This window comes from Micromonospora sp. DT48, assembly GCF_049844495.1.
Classification (GTDB): Bacteria; Actinomycetota; Actinomycetes; order Mycobacteriales; family Micromonosporaceae; genus Micromonospora.
Genome location: NZ_JBNCLE010000012.1, coordinates 132,918 through 159,712, shown reverse-complemented (window position 1 = coordinate 159,712; position 26,795 = coordinate 132,918). Strand labels below are relative to the sequence as shown.

Annotated in this window: 23 protein-coding genes; 12 read left to right on the top strand and 11 right to left on the bottom strand. The window is 70.9% G+C overall.

The genetic code is table 11. The annotated features are described in order from the left end of the window. Position 1 precedes the first annotated feature (1 nt). The 5 genes from secD to ruvC form a co-directional block, all read right to left on the bottom strand. Positions 2 to 1,885: a protein translocase subunit SecD gene (gene secD / locus ACLQ2S_RS16755; protein ID WP_425702001.1), complete on the bottom strand. Its 1,884-nt coding sequence runs from the start codon at positions 1,883 to 1,885 to the stop codon at positions 2 to 4. A gap of 282 nt (positions 1,886 to 2,167) precedes the next feature. Continuing rightward, positions 2,168 to 2,506 carry a preprotein translocase subunit YajC gene (yajC, locus tag ACLQ2S_RS16750; protein WP_309223225.1) on the bottom strand — a complete coding sequence of 113 codons (339 nt, stop codon included), beginning with the start codon at positions 2,504 to 2,506 and terminating at the stop codon, positions 2,168 to 2,170. 138 nt (positions 2,507 to 2,644) lie between these two features. Continuing rightward, entirely contained in the window at positions 2,645 to 3,715 is a 1,071-nt protein-coding gene (gene ruvB, locus ACLQ2S_RS16745; RefSeq protein ID WP_155217944.1) for a Holliday junction branch migration DNA helicase RuvB, read from the bottom strand. A gap of 55 nt (positions 3,716 to 3,770) precedes the next feature. Further along, complete coding sequence (ruvA, locus tag ACLQ2S_RS16740; RefSeq protein WP_155217942.1) at positions 3,771 to 4,373, bottom strand: Holliday junction branch migration protein RuvA; 603 nt, start codon at positions 4,371 to 4,373, stop codon at positions 3,771 to 3,773. Then, complete coding sequence (gene ruvC, locus ACLQ2S_RS16735) at positions 4,370 to 4,897, bottom strand: crossover junction endodeoxyribonuclease RuvC (RefSeq protein ID WP_309223224.1); 528 nt, start codon at positions 4,895 to 4,897, stop codon at positions 4,370 to 4,372. The genes ruvA and ruvC overlap by 4 nt, the downstream gene beginning before the upstream one ends. Before the next feature lie 191 nt (positions 4,898 to 5,088). Here ruvC and ACLQ2S_RS16730 point away from each other — a divergent pair, with 191 nt between their 5' ends. The 4 genes from ACLQ2S_RS16730 to ACLQ2S_RS16715 all read left to right on the top strand — a co-directional run bounded on the left by ACLQ2S_RS16730 (position 5,089) and on the right by ACLQ2S_RS16715 (position 9,922). Further along, entirely contained in the window at positions 5,089 to 5,871 is a 783-nt protein-coding gene (locus ACLQ2S_RS16730) for a 3-hydroxybutyrate dehydrogenase (RefSeq protein WP_155217940.1), read from the top strand. 17 nt (positions 5,872 to 5,888) lie between these two features. Then, complete coding sequence (locus ACLQ2S_RS16725) at positions 5,889 to 7,805, top strand: helix-turn-helix domain-containing protein (RefSeq protein ID WP_425702000.1); 1,917 nt, start codon at positions 5,889 to 5,891, stop codon at positions 7,803 to 7,805. 54 nt (positions 7,806 to 7,859) lie between these two features. Next, complete coding sequence (locus ACLQ2S_RS16720) at positions 7,860 to 8,957, top strand: calcium:proton antiporter (protein ID WP_425701999.1); 1,098 nt, start codon at positions 7,860 to 7,862, stop codon at positions 8,955 to 8,957. 107 nt (positions 8,958 to 9,064) lie between these two features. Beyond that, positions 9,065 to 9,922 (top strand): SPFH domain-containing protein, encoded by an 858-nt coding sequence (locus ACLQ2S_RS16715; RefSeq protein ID WP_155217936.1) that lies wholly within the window; start codon positions 9,065 to 9,067, stop codon positions 9,920 to 9,922. A 91-nt stretch (positions 9,923 to 10,013) separates the two neighbouring features. On the opposite strand, the gene ACLQ2S_RS16710 is transcribed toward ACLQ2S_RS16715, so the two are convergent. From ACLQ2S_RS16710 to ACLQ2S_RS16695, 4 genes are all read right to left on the bottom strand, one after another. Next, positions 10,014 to 11,051 carry an aminotransferase class V-fold PLP-dependent enzyme gene (locus ACLQ2S_RS16710; protein WP_309223223.1) on the bottom strand — a complete coding sequence of 346 codons (1,038 nt, stop codon included), beginning with the start codon at positions 11,049 to 11,051 and terminating at the stop codon, positions 10,014 to 10,016. 73 nt (positions 11,052 to 11,124) lie between these two features. After that, the gene (gene dnaE, locus ACLQ2S_RS16705) at positions 11,125 to 14,658 is read right to left on the bottom strand and encodes a DNA polymerase III subunit alpha (protein WP_155217934.1); all 3,534 of its coding nucleotides are present in this window, start codon (positions 14,656 to 14,658) and stop codon (positions 11,125 to 11,127) included. A gap of 178 nt (positions 14,659 to 14,836) precedes the next feature. Beyond that, on the bottom strand, positions 14,837 to 16,417 hold the full coding sequence (locus ACLQ2S_RS16700; RefSeq protein WP_155217932.1) for an MDR family MFS transporter: 1,581 nt from the start codon (positions 16,415 to 16,417) through the stop codon (positions 14,837 to 14,839). Positions 16,418 to 16,507: 90 nt separating this feature from the next. After that, positions 16,508 to 17,122 (bottom strand): TetR family transcriptional regulator, encoded by a 615-nt coding sequence (locus ACLQ2S_RS16695; protein ID WP_309223222.1) that lies wholly within the window; start codon positions 17,120 to 17,122, stop codon positions 16,508 to 16,510. 139 nt (positions 17,123 to 17,261) lie between these two features. Here ACLQ2S_RS16695 and ACLQ2S_RS16690 point away from each other — a divergent pair, with 139 nt between their 5' ends. From ACLQ2S_RS16690 to ACLQ2S_RS16655, 8 genes are all read left to right on the top strand, one after another. Then, on the top strand, positions 17,262 to 17,603 hold the full coding sequence (locus ACLQ2S_RS16690; protein ID WP_155217930.1) for a PadR family transcriptional regulator: 342 nt from the start codon (positions 17,262 to 17,264) through the stop codon (positions 17,601 to 17,603). After that, a complete protein-coding gene (locus tag ACLQ2S_RS16685) occupies positions 17,600 to 18,544 on the top strand; it encodes an HAAS signaling domain-containing protein (RefSeq protein ID WP_155217928.1) in 945 nt (314 codons plus the stop codon). Before ACLQ2S_RS16690 ends, ACLQ2S_RS16685 begins: the two co-directional genes overlap by 4 nt. A 72-nt stretch (positions 18,545 to 18,616) precedes the next feature. Further along, complete coding sequence (locus ACLQ2S_RS16680) at positions 18,617 to 19,213, top strand: LemA family protein (RefSeq protein WP_155217926.1); 597 nt, start codon at positions 18,617 to 18,619, stop codon at positions 19,211 to 19,213. Between the two features lie 10 nt (positions 19,214 to 19,223). Then, on the top strand, positions 19,224 to 21,179 hold the full coding sequence (locus tag ACLQ2S_RS16675) for a M48 family metalloprotease (RefSeq protein ID WP_425701998.1): 1,956 nt from the start codon (positions 19,224 to 19,226) through the stop codon (positions 21,177 to 21,179). Between the two features lie 190 nt (positions 21,180 to 21,369). Then, complete coding sequence (locus ACLQ2S_RS16670; RefSeq protein WP_155217921.1) at positions 21,370 to 22,725, top strand: sensor histidine kinase; 1,356 nt, start codon at positions 21,370 to 21,372, stop codon at positions 22,723 to 22,725. Further along, positions 22,722 to 23,402 carry a response regulator transcription factor gene (locus ACLQ2S_RS16665; RefSeq protein WP_309223221.1) on the top strand — a complete coding sequence of 227 codons (681 nt, stop codon included), beginning with the start codon at positions 22,722 to 22,724 and terminating at the stop codon, positions 23,400 to 23,402. The genes ACLQ2S_RS16670 and ACLQ2S_RS16665 overlap by 4 nt, the downstream gene beginning before the upstream one ends. Before the next feature lie 80 nt (positions 23,403 to 23,482). Continuing rightward, on the top strand, positions 23,483 to 24,376 hold the full coding sequence (locus ACLQ2S_RS16660) for an ABC transporter ATP-binding protein (RefSeq protein ID WP_309223220.1): 894 nt from the start codon (positions 23,483 to 23,485) through the stop codon (positions 24,374 to 24,376). Next, a complete protein-coding gene (locus ACLQ2S_RS16655; protein ID WP_309223219.1) occupies positions 24,373 to 25,434 on the top strand; it encodes an ABC transporter permease in 1,062 nt (353 codons plus the stop codon). Before ACLQ2S_RS16660 ends, ACLQ2S_RS16655 begins: the two co-directional genes overlap by 4 nt. 70 nt (positions 25,435 to 25,504) lie before the next feature. Here ACLQ2S_RS16655 and ACLQ2S_RS16650 read toward each other — a convergent pair whose 3' ends face one another. Then, entirely contained in the window at positions 25,505 to 25,687 is a 183-nt protein-coding gene (locus ACLQ2S_RS16650; protein ID WP_375335337.1) for a hypothetical protein, read from the bottom strand. Between the two features lie 164 nt (positions 25,688 to 25,851). Next, a complete protein-coding gene (locus ACLQ2S_RS16645; protein ID WP_155217917.1) occupies positions 25,852 to 26,601 on the bottom strand; it encodes a YebC/PmpR family DNA-binding transcriptional regulator in 750 nt (249 codons plus the stop codon). Positions 26,602 to 26,795 lie beyond the last annotated feature (194 nt).

The following is a 26,795-nucleotide window of genomic DNA, read 5'->3' as shown; positions in this document are numbered from 1 at the left end:
CTCAGGCCTCCTTGACACGCTGGTTGCGGGGCTGGGCCTGCTCCGACCGGGCCGGCAGTGCCCGGCCCAGGCCGCTGACCCGTGGGGACAGGAACGCCTTGGTTCGGGCGAACATCGTCATGATCGGATGCCGGAACAGGAAGACCACGAGCAGGTCCAGCACCGTCGCCAGGCCCAGGGCGAAGGCGAAGCCCTTCACCGTGCCGACCGAGACGATGTAGAGCACCACCGCCGACATGATGGTGATCGCGTTGGCGGAGATGATCGTCCGGCGGGCCCGGACCCAGGCCCGAGGTACCGCGCTGCGCGGGCTGCGTCCCTCTCGGATCTCGTCCTTGAGTCGTTCGAAGTAGATGACGAACGAGTCGGCCGCCACACCTAGCGAGACGATGATGCCGGCGATACCGGCGAGGGTGAGCGTGAAGCCGATCTGCCGGCCGAGCACCACCAGCGCGCCGAAGAGCAGCAGCGCCGAGAGGATCAGGCTCAGGAAGATCACCGAGCCGAGCAGCCGGTAGTAGAAGAACGAGTAGATGATGACCAGCAGCATGCCGATGCCGGCCGCGAGCAGACCGGCCCGCAGGTGGCTGGCGCCCAGGGTGGCGGTGACGTTCTGCTGCTCCTGCGCCTCGAAGGTGACCGGCAGGGCGCCGTAGCTCAGGTAGCCGGCCAGCTCGCTGGCCTCCGCGTTGGTGAAGTTACCGGTGATCTGGGAGTTGCCGGTCAGCACGCCCTGGATCTGCGGCGAGGAGATGATCACGTTGTCCAGCACCACGGCGACCCGGCACTTGCCCTCGTCGCCGAGCGCGGACGCGTCGCAAGCCTGGCCCTCGTTGTTGAACGCCTCGCGGGTCAGCGCGGTCCACTTCTGCTGCCCGGAGCTGGTGAAGTTCAGGCTGACCACCCACTGGCTGGTCTGGTCGCGCACCGCGTTGGCGTCGGAGACGTCGGTGCCGAGCACCTTGGCCACGTCCAGCAGGTTCTTCGCGTAGCCGCCCTCGCAGGCGACGACCTGCTGCTCCGGGTCGGAGATGGACGCCGGGGGCCGGTCGTCGAGCTGCACACAGCTGATCGTCGGCACGTTGAACTGCATCTGCGCCGGCAGCACCGCGACCTCGCGGCCACTCAGCTCACCGAACGGCTTGAGCTTCTCGGCCAGCGACGGGTCGGCGCTCAGGTCGGCCGGTGCCTGCAACCCGCTCGCGGCGGCCCACGCCTCGGCACCGACCTTCTGCTCGACGGCGCGGCGCAGCTCCTCGATGCTCTGCGGCACCTCTTCGCTCGCCGTGGGCGACGGGGTCGGCGACTCCGACGGCGGCGGCGTCGGCGCGCCACCACCCTGGCCGCCGGCCGACGGCGACGCGGTGGCGTCGGTGTCGGGCGTGGGGCTGGTGGAGCCGGACGGCGTGGCCTCCGGGCTCGCCGTACCCGACGGGGTCGCCTCCGGGCTCTCGCTCGGCGCCGGCGACGGGATCGACCCGCTGCCGTCGACGATCTTCAGCACCTTGCGGAAGCGCAGCTCGGCTGCGTTACCGACCTCGTTGAGCTCGCGGTTCTCGCCGGGGAGGGAGATGACGATGTTGCGGTCGCCCTCGGTGACCACCTCGGCCTCGGCCACGCCGTAGGCGTTGACCCGGTTCTCGATGATCTGGCGGGCGCGTTCCAGGTTGTCGGCCGTCGGAGCCCGGCCGTCCAGGGTGTTGGTCGCTTCCAGCGTCAGCCGGGTGCCACCGACCAGGTCAAGACCGAGGCGAGGTTCCAGCCGATCCTTCCAGCCACCGCTGGCACCGCCTGAGAAGAACACCAAAAGATAGAGGACGACGAAGATGGCCCCGAGCACGGCCAACTGCCGTCCCGGGCGCATCTGTCCCTGAGGTGGTGCCACGGCTGTCCTGTCTCCCTGTGGTCACGCCGCCGCGGGTGCGGCGGCGGGTCGGCCGGAATCCCGGGCCGACGGCCTGCCTTCCGACGGCTTCCGGGCTGGTGCCGCCGCCTCGGCTGGTCGGCGCGGACGCGTGGACCGGGTACGGGCGGACGCGCCGACGCCCGGCGTCGGCATGATATCCAATTGTCTCAATGCGCAGTTCGAGAGTGACACCCACCCGGGGACGCGGGCGGGTGCCCCGTCCGAGTCACCGGGAAACCGGCACCCGGACGGGACTCGACGTCAGTCCTTGACCGAGTCGGTTTCCTCGGCCGCCGCCTCGGCCGGGCGCTCCGCCGGGGTGACCACCCGGGCGATCGCCGGTCGGGCGTAGCGGGTCTGCACTCCTGGAGCGACCTCCAGCAGGACGCTGTCGTCCTCGATGCCGGTGACCGTGCCGTAGAGCCCGCCGATGGTGACCACCTCGTCGCCCGGGGAGAGGTTGGCCTGCATCGATTCGGCCTCGCGGCGGCGCTTCTGCTGCGGACGGATCATCATGAAATACATGACGCCGAAGAGCAGAGCGATCATGAGGATCGGCGTGAAGCCTCCCGCTCCGCCGCCTTCTGCTGCGTAGTGCACGGTTGTCGACCTTCCCATTGGCCGCCGGACCGGCGCGTTGGCGCCGGAACGGAGGCGGATTTGCACGTCCTGTACAGACCGCGGCGAGTCTAGTCGCTCTGTCTGGGAACGCCGAACGTCGCCCGGATCACGAACAGATCACGGCTCGCCGATGTCCACCGAGAACAGATCGGGCGCGGGAGGGGCTTCTGGACCAAATGTACCATTTGGCGGTGTACGGCCAAGATGGCGCCAGGCGGCCTCGGTGGCCACCCGCCCCCGGGGCGTACGCGCCAACAGCCCGGCCCGCACCAGGAACGGCTCGCAGACCTCCTCGACCGTGTCCGGCTGCTCCCCGACCGCCACGGCCAGCGTCGACAGGCCGACCGGACCGCCCTTGAACGAATCCACCAGGGCGGTCAGCACCGCCCGGTCGAGCCGGTCCAGCCCGAGGGCGTCGACGTCGTACACGGTCAACGCGGAGCGGGCCGTCTCGACGGTGACCACACCGTCGGCGCGTACCTCGGCGAAGTCCCGCACCCGACGCAGCAGCCGGTTGGCGATGCGTGGCGTGCCCCGGGATCGACCGGCGATCTCCGCCGCCCCGTCCTCGGTGATCGGCACACCGAGGATGCGCGCCGAGCGGTGCAGCAGCACCTCCAGGTCGGCCGGCGAGTAGAAGTCCAGGTGCGCCACGAAGCCGAACCGGTCCCGCATCGGGCCGGTGAGCAGGCCCGACCGGGTGGTCGCGCCGACCAGGGTGAACGGCTCCACGTCGAGCGGGATGGCGGTGGCGCCCGGCCCCTTGCCGACCACCACGTCGACCCGGAAGTCCTCCATCGCGCTGTAGAGCAGCTCCTCCGCCGGCTTGGCGATCCGGTGGATCTCGTCGATGAAGAGCACGTCCCCCTCGGCCAGGCTGGTCAGGATCGCCGCCAGGTCCCCGGAGCGTTCGATCGCCGGCCCGCTGGTCACCCGGATGCCGGTGCCCAACTCCGCGGCGACGATGTTGGCCAGGGTGGTCTTCCCCAGGCCGGGCGGCCCGGACAGCAGGATGTGGTCGGGCGGGGAGCCGCGCCGCATCGCGCCCTGGAGCAGCAGGTCGAGCTGGTCGCGGACCCGGTGCTGGGCGATGAACTCGTCCAGCCGCTTCGGCCGGACGCTGGCCTCGGCGTCCCGTTCCGCGTCGTTGACGTACGCCGAGACGAGTCCGCCGTCGGGGCCGGTCATCGGGGGTCCTTCATTCGCGACCTCGGGGCTCGCGGACCCGGCTGGACCCGCGCGCTCATCGGGTGCGACCCAGCAGTCGGATGGCCTGCTTCAGCAGCACCGGCACCGGCGGGGTGGGACCGTCGACGGTCTCGGCGACGGCGGCGACGGCCTGGTCGGCCTGACCGGCCGTCCAGCCGAGCCCGATCAACGCCTGACGGACCTGCTCGGGCCAGGCCCCACCGGTCACCCCGGCCGCGCCGTCGGCGCCCACCGGCACCGGGCCGATCCGGTCGCGCAGTTCCAGCACCAGCCGCTCGGCGCCCTTCTTGCCGATGCCGGGCACCCGGGTCAGCGCCGCCGTGTCGGCGTTGGCGATGGCCTTGCGGACCGCGTCCGGGGTGTGCACGGCGAGCACCGCCTGGGCCAGTCGCGGGCCGACCCCGCTGGCGGTCTGCAACAACTCGAACAGCGCCTTGGCGTCGTCGTCGGCGAAGCCGTAGAGGGTGAGCGAGTCCTCCCGGACGACCAGGCTGGTCGCCAGCCGGGCCGGCTGACCGACCCGCAGGTCGGCGAGGGTACCGGGGGCGCACTGCACGGCCAGGCCGACCCCACCGACCTCGATCACCGCGTGATCCGGGCCGGTGGCGGCCACCACGCCACGCACACTGGCGATCATCTCGCTCCTCCTCGTCTCGCCCGGTCCGCCGCGGCGGCCAGTTTCGACCGGGTGCCACCGCGCCACACGTGACAGATGGCCAGCGCGAGGGCGTCCGCGGCGTCCGCCGGACGGGGCGGCTCGGCCAGCCGCAGCAGCCGGGTGACCATCGCGGTCATCTGCGCCTTGTCGGCCTGGCCGGAGCCGGTCACCGCCGCCTTCACCTCGCTCGGGGTGTACGTCTGCACCGGCAGCCCGGCACGCGCCCCGGCGAGCACGGCGATCCCACTGGCCTGGGCGGTGCCCATCACCGTACGCACGTTGTGCTGGCTGAACACCCGCTCCACCGCCACGCTGTCCGGCCGGTGCTCGACGACCAGGTCGGTCAACGAGCGGTCCAGGTGCAGCAGGCGGGTGGGCAACTCGTCGGCCGGGTCGGTGTAGACCACGTAGTAGGCGATCAGCGTGCAGGGCCGGCCGGGCACCCCCTCCACCACGCCGACTCCACACCGGGTCAGCCCCGGGTCGACGCCGAGCACCCGCACGCCGCCTCCCTCCAGCCGCCGGGGCAGTACGTGTGTTCGACACCCTACCGATGCCGTCGCCGCGCCGCGCCCCGGGACACGCCCGATCTGGCAGCCGCGGCGGCAGTGTAGGAGGCGGCCACAGTGTGCCCCGGGAGTATGTGTCACAACCCCATGTGCGCCCGAGCACACACCTCGTAACTTCATGCGCCATGACGGCAGAACCCGTGGCGGTCCCCCACGTCGTGAACGTCGACCTGACCGGTCGTACCGCCCTGGTGACGGGGGGCGGCGGCGGCATCGGCCGGGCCTGCGCCCGGCGGCTGGCGGCGGCCGGCGCCAGCGTCGTGGTGGTCGACCGTGACGTCGAGGCGGCCACGGTGGTGGCAGCCGAGATCGGCGGCCGGGCCGAGGGGGTGGATCTGTCCGACCCGGCGGCGGTGGACGCCCTCGACGCCGACGTCGACATCGTCGTCAACAACGCCGGTCTGCAACACGTGGCACCGCTGCACGAGTTCCCGGTCGAGCGCTTCGAGTACCTCCAGCGGGTGATGGTGGAGGCGCCGTTCCTGCTGATCCGGCGGGCGCTGCCGCACATGTACGCACGCGGCTGGGGCCGGATCGTGAACATCTCCTCGGTGCACGGGCTGCGTGCCTCGGCGTACAAGGCGGCGTACGTCTCGGCGAAGCACGCGCTGGAAGGGCTGTCGAAGGTGGTGGCGCTGGAGGGCGCGGCCTGCGGGGTGACCGCCAACTGCATCAACCCGGCGTACGTGCGGACCGCGCTGGTGGAGAGCCAGATCGCCGACCAGTCGGCCGCCCACGGCATCCCCGAGTCCGAGGTGATCGAGAAGGTCATGTTGGCCCGCGCGGCGGTCAAGCGGCTGATCGAACCGGAGGAGGTGGCGGAGCTGCTGGCCTACCTCTGCTCACCCCCGGCGAGCTTCCTCACCGGCGCCTCGATCGCGCTCGACGGGGGCTGGACGGCGAATTAGCGGAGGTCACCCGCAGAATGTCGGTCATGTCGTCGCCGGTGGAGTTCCTCGAACTGCTCGCCCGGGAGGCAGCCGCGGTCGAATTCGAGGGACCGCTGGTCGCCGCCCGCTCGGCCGGGCTGCCGCCCGAACGCATCGCCGAGTTGGAGCGGGCCAAGACGGTGGCGCTGCGGGTCCGGGCGCTGCTGGAACGCCGTCGCCGCCGGGAGAGCGAACTCTCCGGCCTGTACGACACGGTCAGCGACCTGGCCGGGCTGCGTGACCTGGACGAGGTGCTGCGGGCGATCGTGCACCGGGCCCGGCACCTGCTCGGCGCGGACGTCGCCTACATGACCCTCAACGACGCCGAGCGCGGCGACACCTACATGCGGGTGACCGACGGGTCGGTCTCCGCCCGGTTCCAGCGGCTGCGGCTGCCCATGGGTGCCGGGCTCGGCGGTCTGGTGGCCCAGTCCGGCGCTCCCTACGTCACCGCGAACTATCCGGAGGACGAGCGGTTCCACCACACCCGGGAGATCGACGCCGGGGTGGGCGAGGAAGGGCTGGTGGCCATCCTCGGAGTGCCGCTGCGCCTCGGCTCGACCAGCATCGGGGTGCTCTACGCGGCCAACCGGACGGCCCGGCCGTTCGCCCGCGAGGAGGTGGCGCTGCTGCTCTCGTTGGCCGCTCACGCCGCAGTGGCGATCGACACCGCCCGGCTGTTGGCCGAGACCCGCGCGGCACTGGAGGAACTCTCCTCGGCGAACACCACCATCCGCGCGCACAGCAGTTCCGTGGAGCGGGCCGCCGCGGCCCACGACCGGATGACGGCGCTGGTGCTGCGCGGCGGCGGCGTGGAGGACGTGGCCGCGGCGGTCACCGACGTGCTCGGTGGGGTGCTGTTGGTGCTCGACGCCGAGGGACGGCGGCTGGCCCAGGTCGGTGAGATCGACGAGCCTGAGCGAGCGGAGATCGTCGAGGCGGTCGCGGCGTCGCGGACCGAGGGACGCAGCGTACGCCGGGGAGCGTTGTGGTACGCCGCCGTGGTAGCCGGCACGGAGAACCTCGGTGTGCTGGTGCTGCGCCCCGAGGGCGAACCGGACGACGCCGACCAGCGCATCCTGGAGCGGGCGGCGCTGGTGACCGCCCTGCTGCTGCTGTTCCGGCGTACCGTCGCCGAGGCGGAGGGACGGGTCCGGGGCGAGTTGCTCGACGACCTGATCGCCCGGCCGCTGCGCGACCCCGACGCGCTGCGTAGCCGGGCCCGTCGGCTGGGCGTGGACCTGGACGCACCGCACGTGCTGGTGGCCGTCGGCGACGACGCCATCGCGGCGACCGGCTCCGCCCGGCAGCGGGTGCTCTCCTGGGCCACCACGTACGCCTCGACCCGGGGTGGGCTGGCCGCCGCGCGCGACGGCCGGGTGGCGCTGATGCTGCCCGGTCACCACGCGGGTGACAGCGCCCGAGCGGTGGCCCGTGACCTGTCGAGGATCACCGGCCGACCGGTGACCGCCGGGGCGAGCGGGCCGTTCACCGACCCCGCGTCGCTGGGCACCGCCTTCCGGGAGGCGGACCGCTGCCTGACCGCGCTCGGGGCGCTGGGCCGGGCCGGGCAGGGGGCGAGCAGCGCCGAGCTGGGTTTCGTCGGGCTGCTGCTGGGGGCCGTCGACGGCGGCGGCGACGCCGACGTGAGCCGGTTCCTCACCGCCACCATCGGGCCGGTGATCGACTATGACGCCCGGCGCGGTACCGCGCTGGTGCGGACGCTGGAGGCGTACTTCGGGGTGGGTGGCAGCCTGGCCCGGGCCGCCGAGCAGCTGCACGTGCACGTCAACACGGTGACCCAGCGCCTGGAACGGGTCGGTCAGTTGCTCGGTGCCGACTGGCAGCAGCCCGACCGGGCCCTGGAGGTGCAACTGGCCCTGCGGTTGCACCGTCTGCGTACGCCCGGCTGACGACCTCGACGGTTCGCCGTCCCCGCCGCGTGGTCGCTCGGCAGGATGAAGGTCGTGCTCGCGCTGCTCCGTTCCCTGACCGGCTGGACCGTCTCCGTGCCGATCGCCGCCCTGCTGGTGCTGGCGGTGACCTGGAACCAGCAGCTCGTCGGCGTGATGGTGATCGTGGTCGGGGCGTTCCTCGCCGGTGCGGTGCTGGCCGCCGTGCACCACGCCGAGGTGGTCGCGCACAAGGTCGGCGAGCCGTACGGGTCGCTGGTGCTGGCCGTCGCGGTCACCGTCATCGAGGTGGCCCTGATCGTGACGCTGATGATCAGTGGCGGGGAGAAGACGGCCTCCCTGGCCCGCGACACCGTCTTCGCCGCCGTGATGATCACCTGCAACGGCATCCTCGGTCTGAGCCTGCTCATCGGGGCCCTGCGCCGCCGGTTGGCGGTGTTCAACCCCGAGGGCACCGGCAGCGCGCTCGCCACCGTCGCCACCCTCTCCACGCTCAGCCTGGTCGTGCCGACCTTCACCATCGGCCGCACCGGCCCCGAGTTCAACCCCGCTCAGCTCACCTTCGCGGCGGTGGTCTCGCTCGCCCTGTACGCCCTGTTCGTGATGGTGCAGACGGGTCGGCACCGGGACTACTTCCTCCCGGTCGGCCGCCACGGGCAGACGCTGCCGGAGGAGGTGCACGCCGATCCGCCGTCGACCCGGCAGGCCCTGACCAGCCTCGTGCTGCTCCTGGTCGCCCTGGTGGCCGTCGTCGGTGACGCCAAGTCCGTCTCGCCGGCCATCGAGGCCGGCGTCGCGGCGGTGAACCTGCCCCCGGCCTTCGTCGGTGTCATCATCGCGTTGCTGGTGCTGTTGCCGGAGACCCTGGCCGCCGCCCGTGCCGCCCGCCGGGACCGGGTCCAGATCAGCCTCAACCTCGCGCTGGGCTCCGCGATGGCCAGCATCGGTCTGACCATCCCCGCCATCGCGATCGCCTCGATCTGGCTCGACGGGCCGCTCCTGCTCGGTCTCGGCGGCACCGAGATGACGCTGCTCGCGTTGACCGTCGTCACCGGCGTGCTGACCGTCGTGCCCGGTCGCGCCACCCTGCTCCAGGGCGGTGTGCACCTTGTGCTGTTCGCCGCCTTCATCCTGCTCGCCGCCAGCCCCTGACGGGCGCCTCGACCTGCCGGCCGGGCCCCGCCGCTGGTCAAGGGCTTGACCCGGGCGGCTAAGTTGATGATCAACTCAGCAGGTTGTCACCCCGGAAAGGTCCCGTCATGTCCTTCGGCTTCATCCTGGCGATCGTCGCCGCCGCCACCGCGATCATCGCTGTCGCCGTCACCCTGCTCAGCTCGCAACGTCAGGTACGGCAGCTCGGGGTGCTGACGGCGGTCGGTGCCCTGGCCGCGACGGCGGTCTTCGCCGTCGCGTCGAGCGCCCACTCGGTGCCGATCCGCTCGGTCGGCATCGTCACCAGCTTCGGCAAGCCGACCGGTGAGGTCACCGGCTCCGGCCTGAAGTGGGTCGCCCCGTGGCAGCGGGTCGGCGAGTGGGACGCCGGACGGCAGAAGTACGACCACATCGGCAACGACCAGTGCGTCCGGGTGCGTACCGGCACGCTGGCCGACGCGTGCGTGGAGGTGCTCGTCGAGTGGCAGGTCCAGCCCGAGAACGCCCCGAAGCAGTTCATGGACTACAAGGGTGACTTCCAGAGCTTTCGGGGGCAGCGGGTCGGCGTCCAGCTCGACAGCGCAGTGAACGACGCCTTCACCGCCTACAACCCGTTGGAGCGCATCGACGCGAAGACCGGCAACCTGAACGTCGACCTGAAGCCCTTCGCCGCCAGCATCAAGGCCAACGCCGAGGAGCGGCTGGCCGACGACGTGGAGATCCTGTCGGTCACCATCACCCGGGTCAACCACGACGACAAGACCGAGAGCAACATCAAGGCGTTCCAGGACAAGCTCGCCCAGACCCGCAACCTCGAACAGGACCGCCTCAACGCCGAGATCCAGAAGGAGGTCACCGAGACCAACGCGAAGGTGGACAAGGTGACCCGCTGCCTGGAGATCGCGGACAAGCACGGCAGCTCCCCCGGCCTGTGCATCAACCCGGGCATCATCACCGGGAAGTGAGCCGCCCGCCCTCACCGGTCAGGGGATGAGGGCGGGCGGCGGGCGGCGGCCGCACACCGGCGAGCCGTCCGGTGCGGTGCGGACGACGCGGTCAGGAGGTGAGGGCGTCGAGGGCCAGGTCGACGTCCTCGGTGGTGGAGTAGAGGTGGAACGCGGCGCGGACCCGGCCGGCCCGCACCGCGGCGCGTACCCCGGCGCGTTCCAGCTTCTCCTGCGCGCCGGGTACCTCGACGGTGACGATCGCGCTGTCCCCGGGCGGCTGGCCGAGCCCGGCGAGGAACCGGTTGGCCAGCGCCACGTCGTACGCCCGCACCTGCGCGACCCCGATCTCCAGCAGCAGTTCCAGCGCGGGAGCCGCGCCCACCCAGCTGAACCAGGCCGGTGAGAGGTCGAACCGGCGGGCGTCGTCGGCCAGCCGCAGCGGCGGCCCGTAGTACGAGGCGTGCGGATCGCGGCCCGCGTACCAGCCGGCGGCGTCGGGTCGCAGCCGGTCCCGCAGCTCGGGAGCCAGGTAGGCGTAGGCGGTGCCCCGGGGGCCCATCAGCCACTTGTATCCGCCGGCCACCACGACGTCCGCGCGGGTCGCGTCGAACGGCAGCCAACCGCACGCCTGGGTGGCGTCGACCGCGACGAGCGCGCCGTGGGCCCGGGCCGCCGTGACGATCTCGTCGTACGCGGCGATGGTGCCGTCCGCCGACTGCACCAGGCTGAACGCCACCAGGTCGGTGTCGGCGTCGACCGAGGCGGCCAACTCCTCCAACGCGACGGTGCGTACCTCGACGCCCCGCTCGACCTGGACGAGCCAGGGAAACAGGTTGGAGGTGAACTCGACCTCGGGCACCAGCACCCGGGCGCCGGTGGGCAGCGCGGCGGCGACCGGCGCGAGCAGCTGTGAGACGGTGGCACCGACCGCGACGTCGGCCACCGGTACCGCGACCAGGCGCGCGAACGCCCTGCGGCACCTGTCGGTCTCCGCTCCCCAGCTCTCCCACGAGCCCCGACCCATCCGCCATGCGGCCAGCGCGTCCTGCAACGCCTCCCACGCCGGGTCGGGTGGCAACCCGTAGCTGGCGGTGTTCAGCCAGCCCGGCTGCGGTTGCCACAACTTCTGTGCCTGCTCCAGTTCCACGCCCCGACGCTAACCGCCGCGTCGGTCGGCCCTAAGCACCAATCCCGCCCCGGTGGCCCCCGGCCCGCCCGGGCTAGTTCACGTTGGCGGGGCCCAGGACGCTTTTCAGGTCGGCCATCAGGGCGGTGGTGGCGGCGACGCGTACCGGCCCCAGTCGCAGGGTGGTGCTCCGGGTGCCGTTGAGCAGTTTGACGTGCACCTCCGCGTCGCCGGGATGCAGCACCAGGGTCTCCTTGAGCCGTTCCACCAGCGGCGGGGTGCAGCGGGTCACCGGGATGGTCAGGGTGACCGGCTTGTTCGCGCTGGTGGTGCTGATGTCCGGCAGGGACATGTCCATGGCCATGATGCGCGGGGTGTCGTCGCGTCGGTCGACCCGGCCCTTGACCACCACGATCGCGTCCTCGGCGATGTACTGTCCGATCACCTCGTAGGTGTTCGGGAAGAACAGCGTCTCCACGCCACCGGCGAGGTCCTCCAGGGTCGCCGAGGCCCACGCCCGACCCTGCTTGGTGACCCGTCGCTGCACGCCGGAGAGGATGCCGGCGAGGGTGACCACCGCACCGTCGGGCACGGTGCCCTCCTCCGACAGCGCCGCGATGGTGGTGTCGGCCGCCGCGCCGAGGACGTGTTCCAGACCGAACAACGGGTGGTCGGAGACGTACAGGCCGAGCATCTCGCGTTCGAAGGCGAGCTTGTCGCGCTTGTCCCACTCCCCCTCGGCGATGGTCGGCATGACCGTGGTGTTCGTCGCCACCTCGGTGTCGCCGAAACCCGCGCCGAACAGGTCGTACTGCCCGACGGCCTCCTTGCGCTTGACGTCCGCGTACGCGTCGATGGCGTCGGCGTGCACGGCGAGCAGGCCCTTGCGGGGGTGCTTGAGCGAGTCGAACGCCCCCGCCTTGATCAAGGATTCGATGGTCTTCTTGTTGCAGACCACCGCGTCCACCTTGGACAGGAAGTCGTAGAAGTCGGTGTACTCGCCCTTCTCCTCGCGGCAGCGCATGATCGAGGCCACCACGTTCGCGCCGACGTTGCGGATCGCGCCGAGCCCGAAGCGGATCTCCCGCCCGACCGGGGTGAACGGGCCGGCCGAGGTGTTCACGTCCGGCGGCAGCACCTGGATGCCCATCCGGCGGCACTCCGACAGGTACATGGCCATCTTGTCCTTGTCGTCGCCGACGGAGGTCAGCAACGCCGCCATGTACTCGGCCGGGTAGTTGGCCTTCAGGTAGCCGGTCCAGTACGACACCAGCCCGTAACCGGCGGTGTGCGCCTTGTTGAACGCGTAGTCGGCGAACGGGACGAGGATGTCCCACAGGGTTTGGATGGCCTCGTCGGAGTAGCCGTTGTTGCGCATCCCGTCGCGGAACGGGATGAACTCCTTGTCGAGGACCTCCTTCTTCTTCTTGCCCATCGCCCGGCGCAGCAGGTCGGCCTTGCCGAGGCTGTACCCGGCGAGCACCTGGGCGGCGCGCTGCACCTGCTCCTGGTAGACGATCAGGCCGTAGGTCGGGCCGAGGATCTCCTCCAGCGGCTCGGCCAACTCCGGGTGGATCGGGGTGATCTCCTGGAGCCCGTTCTTGCGCAGCGCGTAGTTCGTGTGCGAGTTGGCCCCCATCGGGCCGGGCCGGTACAGCGCCAGGACGGCGGAGATGTCCTCGAAGTTGTCCGGCTTCATCAGCCGCAGCAGCGAACGCATCGGCCCGCCGTCGAGCTGGAACACGCCGAGGGTGTCACCTCGGGCGAGCAGTTCGTACGTCGGTTTGTCGTCCAGCGGCAGCTTGAGCAGGTCGACCTTGCGGCCGTGGTTCAGCTCGATGTTCTTCAGCGCGTCGTCGATGATCGTCAGGTTCCGCAGGCCGAGGAAGTCCATCTTCAACAACCCGAGCGACTCGCACGTCGGGTAGTCGAACTGGGTGATGATGGCCCCGTCGGCGTCGCGGCGCATCAGCGGGATGTGCTCGATGATCGGCTCGGCGGACATGATGACGCCCGCCGCGTGCACCCCGGTCTGCCGGATCAACCCCTCGATGCCCTTGGCGGTGTCGATCACCTTGCGGACGTCGGGGTCCGACTCGTACAGGCCCCGGATCTCGCCGGCCTCGGCGTAGCGGGGGTGCTTCGGGTCGAAGATGCCGGTGAGCGGGATGTCCTTGCCCATCACCGCCGGCGGCATGGCCTTGGTGATCCGGTCGCCGACCGCGTACGGGTAGCCCAGCACCCGGGCCGAGTCCTTGATCGCGGCCTTCGCCTTGATCGTGCCGAACGTGGCGATCTGCGCGACCTTGTCCTCGCCCCACTTGTCGGTGACGTACTTGATCACCTCACCGCGCCGACGCTCGTCGAAGTCGATGTCGACATCCGGCATGGAGACCCGCTCGGGGTTGAGGAACCGTTCGAAGATCAGCCCGTGCGGGATCGGATCCAGGTCGGTGATGCCCAGGGCGTACGCGACCAGGGAACCGGCCGCGGACCCACGGCCGGGACCGACGGCGATGCCCTGGCTCTTGGCCCACTGGATGAAGTCGGCCACCACGAGGAAGTACGACGGGAAGCCCATCTGGATGATGACGCCCAACTCGTACTCGGCCTGCACCAGGTGGCCCTCGGGGATGCCCTCCGGGAACCGGCGGGCCAGCCCGGCGAAGGTCTCCTTCCGGAACCAGGACTCCTCCGTCTCCCCCTCCGGCACCGGGAAGCGTGGCATCAGGTTGTGGAACTCGAACATCCCGGACGGGTCGACCCGCTCCGCCACCAGCAGCGTGTTGCGGCACCCCTCCAACCAGGCGTCGGAGCTGTCCACACTGCGCATCTCGTCGGCCGACTTGATGTAGTAGCCGCTGCCCCCGAACTTGAACCGGTTCGGGTCGGCCACGTTGCTGCCGGTCTGCACGCACAGCAGCACATCGTGCGCCTCGGCCTGCGACTCGTGCGTGTAGTGCGAGTCGTTGGTGACCACCGGCGGGATGTTGAGCTTGCGACCGATCTCCAGCAGGCCGTCGCGGACCCGCTTCTCGATCTCCAGCCCGTGGTCCATCAACTCCAGGAAGTAGTTCTCCTTGCCGAAGATGTCCTGGTACTTCGCGGCTGCCTCGAGGGCCTGCGCGTCGTGGCCGAGCCGCAGCCGGGTCTGCACCTCGCCGGACGGGCAGCCGGTGGTGGCCATCAGGCCCTCGGAGTACTCGGCCAGCAGCTCGGTGTCCATCCGTGGCCACTTGACGAAGTAACCCTCGGTGTACGAGCGCGAGGTCAGCGCGAACAGGTTGTGCAGACCGGTCCGGTTGCGCGCCCAGATCGTCTTGTGGGTGTAGCCACCGCTACCCGAGACGTCGTCGCCCTTCTGCTCCGGTCGCCCCCACCGCACCCGCTGCTTGTGAAACCGTGACTCCGGCGCCACGTACGCCTCGATGCCCAGGATCGGGGTCACCCCGGCGGCCATCGCCTGCTTGTAGAAGTCGTTCGCGCCGTGCATGTTGCCGTGGTCGGTCATCGCCACCGCCGGCATCCCCTGCCGCTTGACCTCGGCGAACAGGTCCCTGAGCCGGGCTGCCCCGTCGAGCATCGAGTACTCCGTGTGCACGTGCAGATGCGCGAACGAATCGCCCATGCGGAGGCCCCCCGGGTAGCTGATCGAGTCGGTCGGGGCTAACCCTAACGCTGCCTCCGGCGGGCGTTCCAGCACGCCGCGCGGCCCCCGTACGACAGTCGGTTGGCGGACTCGGACCGGACAGGCGGACGCGGGGTGCCCGTTCCCGGGCACCCCGCGTTCGTCGGGAGCAGGATGCTCAGTGCCCGGTGGGCAGCGCCGCCTCCTGACGGGCCCGCTCGTCGCCGCTGACCGTGTGCAGCGCCTTCTCCCGGATGAACAGCACCGCGACCAGAGCGAGGAAGGCGATCGGCGCGCCGATCAGGAACAGCTCCGAGGTGGCGGTGGCGTACGCGTCCCGCACGATCGCCAGGATCGGCTCGGGCAGCGCGGAGAGGTCGGGTACCTCGGTCGTGCCGCCGTCGGTGACGCCCGCCGCGGGCCCGAGTTGCTCGGTCATCAGGCCGGTGACCCGGTTGGCCAGCACCGCGCCGAGGGCGCTCACGCCGATCGCGCCGCCCATGCTGCGGAAGAAGGTCAGCACGGAGGTGGCGGCACCCAGCTCGTGGGCGGGCACGTCGTTCTGCGCCGCCAGGACCAGGTTCTGCATGAGCATGCCGACCCCGATGCCGAGCAGTGCCATGTAGCTGAACAGCAGCGGCAGTGGGGTGTCGACGGTGATGGTCGACAGCAGCAGCATCCCGACGACCATCACGGCCGCCCCCGCCACCAGGTACGCCTTCCACCGGCCGAACTTCGTGATGAGCTGGCCGGCGACCGTGGAGGAGACCAGCAGGCCGAGAATCATCGGCAGGCTCATCAGGCCGGCGATCGTCGGCGACTTGCCCAGCGAGGTCTGGAAGTACTGGGACAGGAACACCGTGCCGCCGAAGAGGGCGACGCCGACCAGCATGCTGGCGACGGTGGTCAACGCGACGGTCCGGCTGCGGAAGATCTTCAGCGGGATGATCGGTTCGGGTACCCGGGCCTCCACCCAGACGGCCGCCACCAGCAGCGCCAACCCACCGGCGACCAGCAGCGCGGTCCAGCCGGACACCCAGGCGAACTTGTGGCCGGCCAGTGACGACCAGATCAGCAGGGTGGAGACCCCAGCGGTGATCAACGCCGCGCCGAGCCAGTCGATGCGTACCTCACGGCGGATGACCGGCAGGTGCAGGGTCCGCTGGAGCAGCACGATGGACAGGATGCTGAACGGTACGCCGATCAGGAAGCACCAGCGCCAGCCCAGCCAGGAGGTGTCCACCAGGACGCCGCCGATGAGCGGGCCGGCGATGGTGCCGACGCCGAAGACGGCACCGAAGATGCCGGCGTAGCGACCCAGCTCCCGGGGCGGGATCATCGCGGCCATCACGATCATCGCCAGGGCGGTCATGCCACCGGCCCCGATCCCCTGGACGACCCGGCTGACCAGGAGCACCTCGACGTTCGGGGTGAGCCCGGCGATCAGCGAGCCGACCACGAACAGGCCGAGGGAGAGCTGGATGAGCAGCTTCTTGCTGTAGAGGTCGGCCATCTTGCCCCAGAGCGGCACGGTGGCGGTCATCGCCAGCAGCTCGGTGGTGACGATCCAGGTGTAGACGGTCTGGGTGCCGTTGAGGTCGGCGATGATGCGGGGCAGCGCGTTGGCCACCACCGTCGAGGCGAGAATCGCGACGAACATGCCGACCATCAGCCCGGAGAGGGCTTGCAGGATCTCCCGGCGGGACATCCGGTCGGCGCCGGTCACGGGCGCGCCGACCGGCTCAGTCGTAGCTGTCATGGACCTTTCCTCACGCATGGTGCTGCCCCGGCGCGGTCACGCCGGTGGTTGGAGCGGGCCTCGTCGGGCCCGAGGGTGCGCCCCGGCCGGTCAGCCGGTGCGGGGGTCGGGCAGGCCGGCGGCGACGGCGGCGAACGCCTCGTCGAGCAGCGTCGCCAGGGAGCCGGCCGCGCCGCAGGTCGCCCACCGGACCATCGCGGTACGCAGGGCGGCTCCGGCGACCGCCACCACGAGTGCGGGGTACCCATGGTCGGCGGGCAGGCCGGTGCGTTCGGCCACGGCCGCGACGAGCGCCTTCTCGGTGGTGGCGTTGCCGGCGACGAGACGCGCCAGCAGGACCGGGTGCTGCACCACGACCCCCATCCGCAGCCGCCACAGCTCGGCGTCGCCCTGCATCTCCTCGACCAGTTCGGCGAACGCCCGCCGCATCGCCTCCAGGGCGGGCTGCTCGACGGGCACGGCGGCGAGCGCACGCAGCACCCGCTCGCGTTCCCCCTCGGGGTCGCCCACCAGGGCGTCGTCCTTGGTCGGGAAGTAGTTGAAGAACGTCCGGGCGGAGACGTCCGCCGCCTCGCTGATCTCCTCGACCGTCACCTGGTCGAGCCCGTGTTCGGCGACCAGTCGCAGCGCGGCGGTGGCGAGGGCGGCCCGGGTCTGCCGCTTCTTGCGGTCCCGCCGGCCCAGCTGCGTGTCGTCGAGGGTCACGGCGAAACCCTAGAACCAAACGTGCAGTCTCCGCAAAGTTTCATCTTGTGACGCCAAACCCATCGGGTGACACCATGTCGGGCGTCAGACAGCGATGTGCGATAGACAATGCTGTGCGACACACAGTATGGTGTGACACATGGCCGTTGACGAGGTCCTCCGGACCCACCTTCAGGAGCTACGCCGGGGCACGGTCGTGGTGGCGAGCCTGGTCGCCCTACGCCAACCCGACTACGGCTACGCGCTGCTGCAACGTCTGACCGGGCACGGCTTCCCGGTCGACGCCAACACCCTCTACCCCCTGCTGCGCCGACTTGAGGACCAGGGGCTGCTGACCAGCGAGTGGAACACCGAAGAGAGCCGGCCGCGCAAGTTCTACCGGACCAGTGAGTCCGGCGAGCAGGTGCTGCGCCTCCTCCTCGACGACTTCGCCGCCGTGCAGACCTCCCTGGCCGCCCTGATCGAAGGAGCCCCCCGATGACAACCACCCTGACCGACCGCTATCTCGCCGCGACCCTGCGCTCGGTGCCGACCGCGCGACGCGACGAGATCGCCACCGAACTGCGCGCCCTCATCGCGGACATGGTCGAAGGGCGGGCGTCCACCGGCCAGGACGCCGAGACGGCCGAGCGCGAGGTCCTCACCGAGCTGGGCGACCCGGCCCAGCTCGCCGCCCGCTACGCCGACCGTCGACTCCAACTCATCGGCCCCGCCTACTACCTGGCCTGGCAACGCCTGCTGATCCTGTTGCTCAGCTTCGTGCCCGCCCTCGTCGGGTTGGTGGTCGGCGTGGTGCAGGCCACCATCTCCGACAACCCGGCCGGTGCCATCGGGGCCGGGGTGAGCGCGGCGTTCAACGTCGCGGTGCAGATCGCCTTCTGGGTGACGGCGGTCTTCGCGGTGCTCGAACGGCTCGGCACCCCGTTGAACATGCCGAAGTGGACCGTCGACCAACTCCCCGCCGAGCCGGTCCAGCGCGGCACCACCCTCGTCGACGTCTGCGCCTCGCTGGTGTTCCTGTGCCTGTTCATCGCCTTCCTGCCGTGGCAGCACTTCCAGACCGTCATCGGTGCCGGCGAACGGCTCCCGATCCTCGACCCGGCGCTCTGGTCGTCCTGGTTGCCGGTGTTCATCCTCGTGCTGGTCGCCAACATCGGGCTGGAGCTGGCCAAATACCGCGCCGGTCGGTGGACCTGGCCGTTGGTCGTCGTCAACGCCGTGCTCAACCTGGCGTTCGCGGTGCCGGCGATCTGGCTGCTGCTCACCGACCGGCTGCTCAACCCGGAGTTCGTCGACCGGTTCGCCTGGTTGCGCGACGGCGGAATCGACACCGTCGCCCGGATCTCCGTCGTGGTGATCGTCGCCATCACCCTCTGGGACGTGGTCGACAGCGCGGTCAAGGCGCAGCGGTCAGCGCGCTGAGCAGGAGCGGGTCTGGACCGACGACCGTACGATGATCAGCGGAAGTTACCGACACACACCGAGGGAGCGGCCATGGAACTGATCATCGGACTGTTGTGTCTGGTGGTGATCGTCGTGGCGGTGCTCGCCTTCGGCGTGTCGATCTACAACGGTCTGGTCCGGGCCCGCAACGCGTACCGCAACGCCTTCGCCCAGATCGATGTGCAGCTCGTCCGGCGGCACGACCTCATCCCCAACCTGGTCGAGACCGCCAAGGGCTACCTCAAGCACGAGCGGGAAACCCTCGAAGCGGTGATCAACGCGCGTAACGCCGCCGTCAACGCACAGGCCACCGCCGCGGCGACGCCCGGCGACCCGGCGGCGATGCAGCAGCTCAGCGGCGCGGAGAACGCCCTCACCGCCACCCTGGGCCGGCTGTTCGCGCTCTCCGAGGCGTACCCGGACCTCAAGGCCAACCAGAACATGATGCAGCTGTCGGAGGAGCTGACCTCCACCGAGAACCGGGTCGCCTTCGCCCGCCAGGCGTACAACGACGCGGTGATGGCCTACAACAACAAGCGCGAGGTCTTCCCCTCCAGCGTGGTGGCGGGGATGTTCTCGTTCGGGCCGGCGGCGCTGTTCCAGCCGGACGACCCGCAGCAGCGCCAGGCGCCGCAGGTCTCGTTCTGATCGGGCCGCGATGAACTTCTTCGAACGGCAGCGCCAGGTACGCCGGCTGTCGACCCGGTTGGTACTGCTGTTCGTGCTGGCCGTGGTCGGCATCGTGGTGGTGGTGAACCTCGCGGCACTGTTCGCCTTCAACGCCACCACCGCCGACCCCGGCCAGCTCGTCGGCCTGATCGCGATCGTCACCGTCGCCACCGTCGTCGCGATCGGGCTGGCCGCCCTGGTGCGTACGCTCGCATTGCGCAGCGGCGGCGGGAAGGTGGCCCGCGAGTTGGGCGGGGTGCCGGTGCCGGCCAACACCACCGACCCGGAGCTGCGCCGGTTGCGCAACGTCGTCGAGGAGATGGCGTTGGCCTCCGGCGTACCCGTGCCCGAGGTCTACGTCCTGCCGGAGGAGACGGCGATCAACGCCTTCGCCGCCGGGTGGACCCCGTCCGACGCCGCCGTCGCCGTGACCCGGGGCGCGTTGCAACGACTCAACCGCGACGAGCTTCAGGGGGTCATCGCCCACGAGTTCAGTCACGTCGTCAACGGCGACATGCGGCTGAACATCCGGCTGATGGGGCTGCTGTTCGGCATCCTCTTCCTGACCGTGATCGGCCGTGGGCTGGCCCGCGCCGGGGTCCTCGGCGGTGGCCGGTCACGCGGCAACAACAACGGCGGCAGCGCCGCCCCGCTGGCGCTGGTGGGTCTGGCCCTGCTGGTGGCGGGCTACGTGGGGGTGCTCGCCGGGCGGCTCATCCAGGCGTCGGTGTCCCGCCAGCGGGAGTACCTCGCCGACGCCTCGGCGGTGCAGTTCACCCGTCAGACGCGGGGCATCGCCGGAGCGCTGAAGAAGATCGGCGGGCTGAGCGACGGGTCCGAGCTCAAGTCGCCGAAGCGCGACGAGGTCGGGCACATGCTCTTCGGTGAGGCGACCCGAGCCTCCTGGCTCGCCACCCACCCCCCGCTGGTCGACCGGATCAAGGCGTTGGAGCCCTCGTTCGACCCGGCCGAGCTGCGGCAGCTGTCCCAGCGGTGGGCGGCGGCACCGCCGTCGGGCCGCCAGGAGGACGTCGCGATGGGTCTGGCACCCGCCGCCGCCCCTGACCGGCCGCACCCCCCGGCGCAGCCGGGGCCGACCGGGCACGCCGGGCGGGTACGCGTCGCGCCGGGCGAGGTGCTGGACCGGGTGGCCGCGCCGACCGAGAACGCGTACACGCACGCGGCGGCGATCCTCGACCGGATCCCGGAGCCGCTGCTCGACCGGGCCCGCGACCGGCACGCGGCAGTGCCGCTGCTGCTCGGTCTGCTGCTCAGCACCGAGCCGGAGGTCCGGAACCACCAGTACGTCGCGGTGGCCCAGCGACAGGGTCAGCAGCTGGCCGACAGCGCGCTGCGGGCCGCCGACGACCTGCGCGCCCTCCCCGCCGAGCTGCGGTTGCCGCTGGCCGAGCTGGCCTTCCCGGCGCTGCGGGAGCATCCGGACGCCGAACTGGAGTCACTGCTGGCGGCCGTGTTCGCCCTGATCCACGCCGACGGCGCGATCAACGTGACCGAGTACTGCCTGTCGCGGCTGCTCCTGGCCGAGTTGGCGGAGTCGCTGCGGCCGGACTCCCGCTGGCGTACCGATCGACGCAAACTCACCGACGCGCGGTCGGCCGCAGCCGCGCTGCTGGCCATCCTCGCCCAGGTCGGACACCCCGACCGGGCCGAGGCGGAACGCGCCTTCCAGGCCGGTGTCGCCGCGCTGCTGCCGGGCACGCCTCTGCCCTACGCGCCGCCGGAGAACGGCGTGCTGGCCCTGGAAACCGCCTGGCCGGTGCTGGACGAGTTGCGCCCGGCAGACAAGGAACGCCTGGTGGCGGCCACCGTCGCGGTGATCAGTCACGACGGGGAGATGACCGTGCCGGAGGTCGAGTTGCTGCGTACGATCTGCGGTCTGCTGCACTGCCCGCTGCCACCGATGGTCGGCGTCAGCACCGGCTGACCGTCCCCCTCCCCCGCGCCCGACGTCCCCTGCCCGCCTGATCCGTCAGCATTGCGTCCGTTGAAGCAGAGCAAAGCGTGGGTGGGAAGGCATGGCGGTGGCGGCGCGACAGCACTGTCCGTGAGGATCGGGCAGCTGTGGGCCGACGGCTCGGTCTCACCGCCGCGACGGCGGTCGGCGAGGAGATGGCATGCTGCGCAGGGTGACCACCGAGACCGCTCACCAGCGGCGGCCCCCCGTCGCGACCGTCGACGGGGGGCGGCGAGCCGAGGCCAGTGACGAGTGGCGGCGGCCAGGCCCGACGCCGGAGCAGCGACGCCTGGATCTGTACGCCGGGTTGGCCGCCACCGCCATCGCGCTGCTCAGTCTGACGTTGGCGCGCAGCACCGGGGCCTTCGCTCTCGGGCCGCCTCCGTCCGGCGTCGAACAGCTCATCTGGACCGTGGCGGTGCCGCTGCCCCTGATCTGGCGACGCCGATTCCCCGCGATCAGCACGCTGGCCGTGTCGGCCGCGTTCATCGGATCGCAGGCCCGCGCCGTACCCGAGTGGCAGCTCTCCTCCTGGGCGCTGTTCATCGCCATCTACACCCTGGGCGCCTGGGGGCAGGACCGGCGGCTGTCCCGGCGACTACGAATCGGCGTGATCGCCGCGATGTTCGTCTGGCTCGGGATCTCCTACGCGATCAGCTACGGATCACTCACCGCCTACGCCTTCGACGACGCGGTCGGGCCGGTGCCGCCGGTGATCGCCGCGATCGTCACCGGCGTCCTGGTCAACGTGCTGTACTTCGGGTTCGCGTACGCCTTCGGCGAGACCGCCTGGGTGGCCGCCCGCCGCCAGCACGAACTGGCCGAACAGGCGGAGCGACTGCGCCGGTCGCAGGCCGAGGTACGCGAGCACGCCGTGGTCGGCGAACGGGTCCGGATCGCCCGGGAACTACACGACGTGGTCGCCCACCACGTGTCGGTGATGGGGGTGCAGGCGGCAGCCTGCCGACGGGTCTTCGACAAGGATCCGGCGAAGGCGCGTACCGCGCTCGCCTCCATCGAGGAGACCGCCCGCCAGGCGGTCGACGAGTTGCGCCGGATGCTCGGCGTGCTGCGGGCCCGCGACAGCGACCCGGAAGGCACCCGTCAGCCGGCCGGTGTCGACCGGATCGCCGCGGTGGTGGACCGGGCCGGTGAGGCCGGGCTCCGCGCCACCCTGGGGGTGTACGGCGACCCGGTGCCGCTGCCGGAGTCGGTTTCCCAGGCCGCGTACCGGGTGGTGCAGGAAGCGGTGACGAACACGTTGAAACACGCCAGCGGCGCGAGTCTGCTCGACGTCCGGGTCCGCTACCTGGCACACGAGATGGAGGTCGAGGTGAGCGACGACGGCAGGGCCACCCGCCCGGCGAACACCGACGGGCTGGGACTGGTCGGCATGCGGGAACGGGTCACCGCCCACGGCGGCGAACTGGAGGTCGGCCCGCGTACCGGCGAGGGCTGGCGGGTTCGGGCCCGCTTTCCGCTTCCGGCGGGGAGCCCGACGGGAGGTCCGGCGTGAACCCGATCCGCGTGCTCCTCGTCGACGACCACCACCTCGTGCGTACCGGATTCCGGGTGATCCTGGAGATCGAGGACGACATCGACGTGGTCGGCGAGGCCGCCGACGGGGAGCGGGCCGTCGGCATGACCCGGGCGCTGCGGCCCGACGTGGTCCTGATGGACGTGGAGATGCCCGGTGTCGACGGATTGGAGGCCACCCGGCGGATCAGCGCCGACAGCGACGAGCCGGGTGGACCGGCCGTGCTGATGCTGACCACGTTCGACCGCGACGACTACCTGTTCGCCGCGTTGCGCGCCGGGGCGAGCGGCTTCCTGCTCAAGAACGGCACTCCGGAGGCGCTCGTCGACGCGATCCGGGTGGTGGCCCGTGGCGACGGTCTGCTCGCGCCGGAACTCACCCGGCGGGTGATCGCCACCTTCGCCCGACCGGGCGGCCAACCCGGCGGTGACGTGGCGTCGAAGCAGGCCCTGGACAGCCTGACCCCCCGGGAACGGGAGGTCCTGGCACTCGTCGCCAGGGGCGCCAGCAACGCCGAGATCGCCGCCGACCTGCACCTCGGCGAGGCGACGGTGAAGTCACACGTCAGCCGGGTGCTGGCGAAGCTGGGCCTGCGGGACCGGGTGCAGGCGGTGGTGTTCGCGTACGAGCAGGGGGTGGTCCGGCCTGGCGGGTGAGCGCCTCCGCCGGGAGATGGAGACCAGATCTCCGTCCCAGGACGGACGGGCAAGCATGATCGGCGAATTAGCGTAACGCCGTGACCAATGTGCTTCGCCTCGACGCCGTCGACCGCAGCTTCGGCGACCGCCAGGTGCTCCGGAACGTGTCCTTCGACGTCGTCGCCGGTCGGATGACCGGCTTCGTCGGTGGCAACGGTGCCGGCAAGACGACCACCATGCGGATCATCCTCGGGGTGCTCGCCGCGGACGCCGGCCAGGTGACGTGGCAGGGCACGCCGTTGACCCGGGAGGTACGGCGTCGCTTCGGATACATGCCGGAGGAACGCGGCCTGTATCCGAAGATGAGCGTCCGGGAACAGGTGACCTACCTCGGCCAGCTGCACGGGCTGACCGCCGAGGCGGCGCGCCGCGCCACCGACGGGCTGCTGGAGCGGGTCGGTCTCGCCGAGCGGGGCAACGACCTGCTCGAAACGCTGTCCCTGGGCAACCAGCAGCGCGCCCAGATCGCCGCCGCGCTGGTGCACGACCCCGAGGTACTGGTCCTCGACGAGCCCTTCTCCGGCCTGGATCCGCTGGCCGTGGACACGGTCGTCGGTGTCCTGCGGGAACGGGCCGCCGCCGGTGCTCCGGTGCTCTTCTCCAGCCACCAACTCGACGTGGTCGAACGACTCTGCGACGACCTGGTGATCATCGCCGGTGGCTCGATCCGTGCCGCCGGCAGCCGGGAGGAGTTGCGCTCGGCGTACACCACGCCCCGCTTCGAGTTGGTGGTCGACGGCGACGCCGGCTGGCTGCGCGACCAACCCGGGGTGACCCTGGTGGACCTCGACGGCGCGCGTGCCGTCTTCGACCTGGCCGCCGGGTCCGACGAGCAACCCCTGCTGCACGCCGCCCTGCGACGCGGTCCGGTCCGCGCGTTCCGCCCGGTCTCCCCGTCCCTCGCCGAGATCTTCCGAGAGGTCACCAAGTGAACGCCATGCAGGCCACCCGGCTGGTCGCCGCCCGGGAGATCCGGGTCAAGCTGCGCGACCGTACCTTCCTGATCAGCACCGTCGTCTTCCTGCTGATCGCGGCGGCGGCGACGATCCTGCCGCCGCTGCTGTCCGGCGGTCCCTCCACCGTGGCCGTGACCGAGGCGGCAGCCGGACCGTTGCGGGCGGCCGGGCTGGAGGTGCTCACCGTTGCCGACGACGCCGCCGCCGAGCAGGCGGTACGCGACGGCGACGCGGACGCCGCGGTCGTCGCCGGCCCGGCGGTGCTCGCCATGAACGACGCCCCGAACGACGTCGTCGCCGCGCTGAGCACCGAACCTCCGGTCCGGCTGTTGAACCCGGACGCGGTGGACCCGGTGGTGGCCTTCCTGGTGCCGTTCGCCTTCGCCTTCATCTTCTTCCTCACCTCGCAGACCTTCGGGGTGCAGATCGCGCAGAGCATCATCGAGGAGAAGCAGACCCGGATCGTGGAGATCCTCGTCGCCGCGGTGCCGGTCCGTGCCCTGCTGGCCGGGAAGATGATCGCCGGTACGATCCTCGCGCTCGGGCAGATCAGCCTGGTGGCCGTGGTCGCGGTGGCCGGCATGGCGTTCGGTGACAACAGCGCGTTGCTGTCGCTGCTCGGACCGGCGATCGGCTGGTTCGTGCCGTTCTTCCTGCTCGGCTTCGTGCTGATCGCGTCGATGTGGGCGGCGGCCGGTGCACTGGTCAACCGGCTGGAGGACATCGGCGGCGTGTCGATGCCGGTCCAACTCGCGGTGATGCTGCCGTTCTTCGCGGTGATCTTCCTGAACGAGAACGTCACCGCCATGCGGGTGCTGTCCTACCTGCCGTTCTCCTCGCCGACGGCGATGCCGCTGCGGCTGTTCAACGGTGATGCCGCCGGCTGGGAGCTGGTCGCCTCGCTGGCCCTGCTCCTGGTCACGGCGGTGGGGTTCCTGTTCGCCGGAGCCCGGGTGTACGAGGGCTCCCTGCTGCGGACCAACGGTCGCACCTCCATCCGCACCGCCTGGCGCGAACGCGAAACCCTCGGCTGAGCCCGCCGCTTGATCGTCTGCACTTCGCTGACTCGACACGCCGCCGCGCCGGTCACCGGAGTGCAGACGATCACCGGTGTGCCGGTGCCGCCGCCCAGTCGGCTGGCAGGCAGGGGGTGGTGGCCCGCCAGGGCCGGTCCCGAGCGTCCGCACCGCGCACCCGCTCGGCGAACCCGTACTTGGCGAGCTGCCGCAGGTGGAACGAGCAGTTCGGCAGGTTGTCGTCGAGCCGCTCCTCGGCAGCCGCTCGCACACCTCGAGCCCCAAGGCGGGCAATCTTGGACAGTTTCCGTACGCGAGAGACGAGAACTTTCCAAGATCTACGTGCTGCTTGGCGCCCGCCGCATCGGGATGCGGACGACGGGGGCACGAGAAAGGCGCCAACCTCCTGGTCAGCGCCTTCGACTCGTACGCGGGTCAGCCGACGGCGGCCATGACCTCGTCGGAGACGTCGAAGTTGGCGTAGACGTTCTGCACGTCGTCGCTGTCCTCCAGGACGTCGATCAGCTTGAAGATCTTGCGCGCGCCCTCCTCGTCCAGAGGGACGGTAACGCTGGGGATCAGGGAGGATTCGGCCGACTCGTACTCGATGCCGGCGTCCTGGAGCGCGGTCCGCACGGCGATCAGGTCACCCGGCTCGGAGACCACCTCGAACGCCTCGCCCAGGTCGTTGACCTCCTCGGCCCCCGCGTCGAGGACCGCCAGCATCACGTCGTCCTCGGTGGTGCCCGCCTTGGGCACGATCACCACACCCTTGCGGGAGAAGAGGTACGACACGGAGCCGGCGTCGGCGAAGGAGCCGCCGTTGCGGGTCAGGGCGGTGCGTACCTCGGTGGCGGCGCGGTTGCGGTTGTCGGTCAGGCACTCGATCAGCAGGGCGACACCGTTCGGGCCGTACCCCTCGTACATGATCGTCTGGTAGTCGGCGCCGCCGGCCTCCAGGCCGGAGCCGCGCTTGACGGCCCGGTCGATGTTGTCGTTGGGGACCGAGTTCTTCTTGGCCTTCTGGATCGCGTCGTAGAGCGTCGGGTTGCCGGCCGGGTCGCCACCACCGGTACGCGCCGCGACCTCGACGTTCTTGATCAGCTTGGCGAACATCTTGCCGCGCTTGGCGTCGATGACCGCCTTCTTGTGCTTGGTCGTCGCCCACTTTGAGTGGCCGGACATCTGTTACCTCCGTTGCTACCCGCCGTCTGCATCGACCGCACCGCGCACGCCCCGCTCCGCACCGGCGCACACGGTGGTGCCGGTCAGCCCTGGTGGAAGCCGTGGACGGGCAGATGGCCCTGCCGAATCTCGACAATCCTACCGACGTACGGCGGGTGGCCGTCACCCGCCGCACGTCAGCCTTCGGCCGGCTC

Excerpts from the sequence above, each read along its gene's own strand:
- ACLQ2S_RS16690 (WP_155217930.1), top strand. The coding sequence starts at position 17,262 with ATGGCCGTTGACGAGGTCCTCCGGACCCACCTTCAGGAGCTACGCCGG.
- ACLQ2S_RS16685 (WP_155217928.1), top strand. The coding sequence starts at position 17,600 with ATGACAACCACCCTGACCGACCGCTATCTCGCCGCGACCCTGCGCTCG.
- ACLQ2S_RS16725 (WP_425702000.1), top strand. The coding sequence starts at position 5,889 with ATGTCGGTCATGTCGTCGCCGGTGGAGTTCCTCGAACTGCTCGCCCGG.
- ACLQ2S_RS16645 (WP_155217917.1), bottom strand. The coding sequence starts at position 26,601 with ATGTCCGGCCACTCAAAGTGGGCGACGACCAAGCACAAGAAGGCGGTC.
- ACLQ2S_RS16730 (WP_155217940.1), top strand. The coding sequence starts at position 5,089 with ATGACGGCAGAACCCGTGGCGGTCCCCCACGTCGTGAACGTCGACCTG.
- ruvB (WP_155217944.1), bottom strand. The coding sequence starts at position 3,715 with ATGACCGGCCCCGACGGCGGACTCGTCTCGGCGTACGTCAACGACGCG.
- ACLQ2S_RS16700 (WP_155217932.1), bottom strand. The coding sequence starts at position 16,417 with ATGACAGCTACGACTGAGCCGGTCGGCGCGCCCGTGACCGGCGCCGAC.
- ACLQ2S_RS16680 (WP_155217926.1), top strand. The coding sequence starts at position 18,617 with ATGGAACTGATCATCGGACTGTTGTGTCTGGTGGTGATCGTCGTGGCG.
- ruvA (WP_155217942.1), bottom strand. The coding sequence starts at position 4,373 with ATGATCGCCAGTGTGCGTGGCGTGGTGGCCGCCACCGGCCCGGATCAC.
- ACLQ2S_RS16675 (WP_425701998.1), top strand. The coding sequence starts at position 19,224 with ATGAACTTCTTCGAACGGCAGCGCCAGGTACGCCGGCTGTCGACCCGG.
- ACLQ2S_RS16670 (WP_155217921.1), top strand. The coding sequence starts at position 21,370 with ATGCTGCGCAGGGTGACCACCGAGACCGCTCACCAGCGGCGGCCCCCC.
- ACLQ2S_RS16715 (WP_155217936.1), top strand. The coding sequence starts at position 9,065 with ATGTCCTTCGGCTTCATCCTGGCGATCGTCGCCGCCGCCACCGCGATC.
- dnaE (WP_155217934.1), bottom strand. The coding sequence starts at position 14,658 with ATGGGCGATTCGTTCGCGCATCTGCACGTGCACACGGAGTACTCGATG.